The sequence below is a fragment of the Streptomyces sp. NPDC045846 genome (assembly GCF_056431605.1).
Genome location: NZ_JBWKKJ010000046.1, coordinates 1 through 4,044 on the forward strand (window position 1 = coordinate 1; position 4,044 = coordinate 4,044).

The window sequence follows — 4,044 nt, forward strand, 5'->3', positions numbered from 1 at the left end:
GAACGGGGTTATCCAGGACGGCTCCGATGCCGTGATCACACCAGCCACGACAAGATCATCTCACCTGTGACCTGCAGTTACGGGACAAGTCTTAGGCTGCCCGTGTGTCCGGGTACGACGGGCTGCCGCGTCAGCGGTGCTGTCCGGTGTGTGATGCCCCGCTGGAGCTGGGGGCCGCGCCGAGGGCGGTGTACTGCTCGGCGGCGTGTCGGGCCAGGCAGTGGCGGCACGCACAGCGGATTCGGCGGCGGGCCGCGGCCGAGCGTGACGGCGCGGGGCAGCGGGTCTGCCCGGTCTGCCAGACGGCTTGGGTGGCCGCGGTGGATCACCGGAGCAACGCGGTGTACTGCTCGGCGAAGTGCCGCGGGAGGGCTGCGTACGGGCGAAGGAAAGCGTTCGCCGAACCGCGGAATTCGAGCTTGGGCAAACGGTCGGACTGACCGTTTCGGGGCTCATTCGGTCAATTCCGGTCAGTGCTGGTGTTCGATCTCCGGCTGGATGGACGCTGAGGGCAGCGCGGGTCCGGCCATGTCGCCGGCGTCTGCCGCCCCCGGGCCCGTGGCAGGTGGTGAATGCAATGCCCACCATGGTCGGCAAGGTGACCCAGGAGCGCTACGACGAGCTCGTGGCGGAGTCGAAGAGTCTGGTCGAGACCGAGCGGGACACGTTTTTCAAATTAGGGGACAACGCTCTGGAGATTGAGCCCCTTCAGTCCAGGGGAGGTGCGCGAATCCCGTTGGGTGCGGACGTCCAGTCGGTGGAGGAGACCCTGCGCCGGTTCGCGGACGACGTCGGGGTGTCGGTCAGTAGCGTGATGAGCTGGCGGTTCACAGCGGCCGCCTGGCCGCCTGACCAGCGGGTCAAAGGGGTGTCGATCGACGTCCACCGCATCCTGGTGGGAGTGGAGAACCGGTTCGAGGTGATCCGCAATCCGCCGTTCAACAGCCGTCGTGGCAAGCCGCGGTGGACCGAGGACGCGGCGAAACGGGTGCGGGGCTGGCAGGTGCGGAATCCGGTGTCGGTGCAGGAGAAGGTCACCGCGATCCATGGCCTGGCGACCGACGATCAGGTGGCCGCCCAGGTGGCGGCCGACCTCCTTCGCCGGCCCGCGGTCGCCGATGAAGTACCCGCGCAGGTGCGGGTGGAGACGATCCGTGACCTGGCCCACGACGAGCAGGTGGCCGCCCAGGCCGCCACCGGCCTGCTGCACCGGCCCGACGTCGCGTTCAAGGCGATGTCGGACGACCGGGCCAGGCAGTCCGTCAACCACGCCCAGGTCGAACGCGGCCGCCAGGCCCGCGAGGAGTTCGGGCAGACCGGCGAACTCGCCCCCGTGATCAGGCGCTTCGAGCGGACATCGGAGTTCCTGGACCTGGTCGGCGCCTGCCACTCCTTCGTGGCCATCACCAACCGCGTGGTCCCCGGACTGCGCGGACGCGCGGTCGGCGAGGACGAAAAGGCGGTGCTGGGCGAGAACCTCGCCCGCGTGCGCGCCGCCTGCGAGTGGATCGAACACGCCATCGAGACCGGAGAAGTCGACGTGGACGACGCACTGGCCCGGCTCCTACGGGGCGAGTGAGTGATGCCGCGCTCCCGAAAAACGGAGCGCGACAGGCGCCGCTCACCGTCCGCCGCGCGGCACGCCGACACGATCCGGCTCGCGTTGATGGAGACGGCTCCGGTCGGGTTGAAGAAGCCCCGCCTGATGGCGGTCACCGAACTCTCCGCGTCGCAGATCGTGCGGGGGCTTGCCGCCTACCGCGAACTGGCGGGTGAGAAGCGGTGGCCGCCGCTGATGTGGTCGTGGGAGAAGGGCTACCACTTCTGCGAGGACGCCGACGAGTTGGAGGCGTGGGAGCGGCAGTGGGCCGAGGTGAAATACACGCAGATCAGCAGTGTGATCACTGGGGTCCTCGACCCGCACGCGCGTTTGTTCCCCAAGAGCCGCTGGGTGTCCTACGTCCTCGCGCAGATGAACGCCATCCAGAGCGCGCTCGACATGATCGCCCACCCGCAGCCCCAGTAGCCGAGGAGGGAGGTCCGCCTGAGCAGAAGGAGGCCAGGGCCGGCCCGGTCCGCCCGTCCGCAGCTCTGCACACCGGTCCGGCCCTGGCTTCCCGCATGCGTACTCCTCGCTATCCCTCCGACATGAGTGACGCGGAATGGTGTCTGCTCGAACCGTTGCTGCCGGTTCCCGCCTGCCAGACGTCGCGCGGCGGCAGGCCAGAGGCACACCCGCGCAGGGAGATCGTCGACGGCATCCGCTATCTGGTCGACAACGGCATTAAATGGCGCAGTATGCCCGCCGACTACCCGCCCTGGCGCACGATTTACGGCTTCGCGAGGAGGTGGGCCGCGACCGGGGTCCTGGGCGTCATCCGTGACCATCTCCGCCGCCGCATCCGCCTGGCCGCGGGCAAGACGGCGCGGACGGCGTCGGTCATCGTCGACTCCCAGTCGGTCAAAGCCTCGGAGACCGTCAGCCGGGCGACGCGAGGATGGGACGGCGGAAAGTTGATCAATGGGAGGAAGCGGCACGTCGTCTGCGACCACCGCAGTCTCGTCCTGCTGGTCCTGGTCACGCCCGCTGACGCCCAGGACTCGCTGGTCGCACGGGAGTTGCTGTTCCGCCTCGCCCTGATGCACCCGGAGATCGCCATCGTCTGGGCCGATTCCGCCTACGCCAAGAACGACCTGGTGGCCTGGGCGGAGAAGTACCTCGACATCACCATCAAAACGGTGCGGCGCCCGCCGAACGCCAAAGGGTTCATCGTTCTGCCACGCCGGTGGGCGGTCGAGCGGTGCTGGTCGTGGGTCATGCGGGCCCGCCGGCACTGCCGCGACCACGAACGGCTCCCCGAGATGAGCGAAGCACTCATCACCTGGGCCGCGATCACCTTGATGACACGCCGACTGACCCGCCACATGGCCCGGCCCGCCGAACGCCGCGACATCGCCCACGGCTACGTCATGCCGCAAGCCGCCTGACCCCGCCCCCGAGCACCACCCGCCGGCGGCTCCACCACGACAACCCACACAGGAGTCAGCCAATTCCGGTATTTTTCATCGGTATACCGGGCAGGGCGGTGACCAAAGAACGGGACGCATCGTGGACCAGCAGAACGACGAGTGGACCTTCCTGACGAACCACGCCCGCGTGCTGCTGTCCATCGCACGCGATCCGTCCGTCCGCCTCCGCGACATAGCCGCAGCCTGCCGCATCACCGAACGCACAGCCCAGAGAATCATCTCCGACCTCGAAAAGGCCGGCTATCTCAGCCGCGGGCGAGACGGACGACGCACGCAATACACCCTTCATCCGGAGGGCACCCTCCGGCATCCGGCCGAAGCCCACCTGCCCGTTCGGAGCCTGCTGGAGCTCTTCATCCGCCGTGACAACGAGTGTCAGACAACGAGCACTGACACCACAGCGCACCACCACACCGACGCTACTCAGCCGAACCCTGTCGGTGGAATGCCTGACCGTCTGCCAGAACCAGCAGGTCACCGTCGGCTGCGGGTTCCGTGACCGTATGACCGAGCTGGACCAGCAGGCCCGAAACCGCAGCCTGCACGATCGCCTGCAGGCTGTCGCCCGACGCCCCGGGCTGGTCCTTCGCCAGCGAGGTGAACCCGTCTGAAGCCGTCCACGTCACCAGCACTCCGGCCGGCACCGCCGTCACCGCAAGCCCGGGCCTGCCGTCCTCTTCGTCTTCACCGACCAGCTGGAACCCTGCCTGGATCAAGGCATGCCGAATCTCGCAGAGCAGGTCGGACCGCGCACATGACACAGATTCCGCCTGCCCCAATCCGGCGCGCTCAGGCCACCAGACTTCTGACACAGGCTCTCAGCTGATGTAGATATTCCCCCCGTAATTGAGGCGAGGACGTCACCACCGACCCTTACCGCTGTGCTTGGAGAGCAGAACGTAGGGGCATCGTGTGGGGTGGGGTCTGTCCAATCAACGGCTGATCTTGGTTGTTGAGGTTCAGTTGTTGGCCGGGGTGAGCCGGCCTTCGAAGGCGATCTGGAAGGCGTTTAGG

Annotated in this window: 4 protein-coding genes and 1 pseudogene; 4 read left to right on the forward strand and 1 reads right to left on the reverse strand. The window is 67.6% G+C overall.

The window, feature by feature from the left end; genetic code table 11:
- Nucleotides 1-577 precede the first annotated feature (577 nt).
- From AC07F3_RS42275 to AC07F3_RS42290, 4 genes and pseudogenes are all read left to right on the forward strand, one after another.
- A complete protein-coding gene (locus AC07F3_RS42275) occupies nt 578-1,579 on the forward strand; it encodes a DUF6192 family protein (RefSeq protein WP_479120435.1) in 1,002 nt (333 codons plus the stop codon).
- Nucleotides 1,580-1,582: 3 nt separating this feature from the next.
- On the forward strand, nt 1,583-2,026 hold the full coding sequence (locus AC07F3_RS42280) for a RacP protein (protein ID WP_479120436.1): 444 nt from the start codon (nt 1,583-1,585) through the stop codon (nt 2,024-2,026).
- Between the two features lie 95 nt (nt 2,027-2,121).
- A pseudogene (locus tag AC07F3_RS42285) lies at nt 2,122-3,034 on the forward strand (IS5 family transposase); the annotation flags it as partial.
- Between the two features lie 123 nt (nt 3,035-3,157).
- Nucleotides 3,158-3,529 (forward strand): helix-turn-helix transcriptional regulator, encoded by a 372-nt coding sequence (locus AC07F3_RS42290; protein ID WP_479120438.1) that lies wholly within the window; start codon nt 3,158-3,160, stop codon nt 3,527-3,529.
- On the opposite strand, the gene AC07F3_RS42295 is transcribed toward AC07F3_RS42290, so the two are convergent.
- Nucleotides 3,450-3,746, reverse strand: a complete 297-nt coding sequence (locus AC07F3_RS42295; RefSeq protein ID WP_479120439.1) for a hypothetical protein — start codon at nt 3,744-3,746, stop codon at nt 3,450-3,452. The genes AC07F3_RS42290 and AC07F3_RS42295 overlap by 80 nt on opposite strands.
- Nucleotides 3,747-4,044 lie beyond the last annotated feature (298 nt).

Excerpts from the sequence above, each read along its gene's own strand:
- AC07F3_RS42275 (WP_479120435.1), top strand. The coding sequence starts at position 578 with ATGCCCACCATGGTCGGCAAGGTGACCCAGGAGCGCTACGACGAGCTC.
- AC07F3_RS42280 (WP_479120436.1), top strand. The coding sequence starts at position 1,583 with ATGCCGCGCTCCCGAAAAACGGAGCGCGACAGGCGCCGCTCACCGTCC.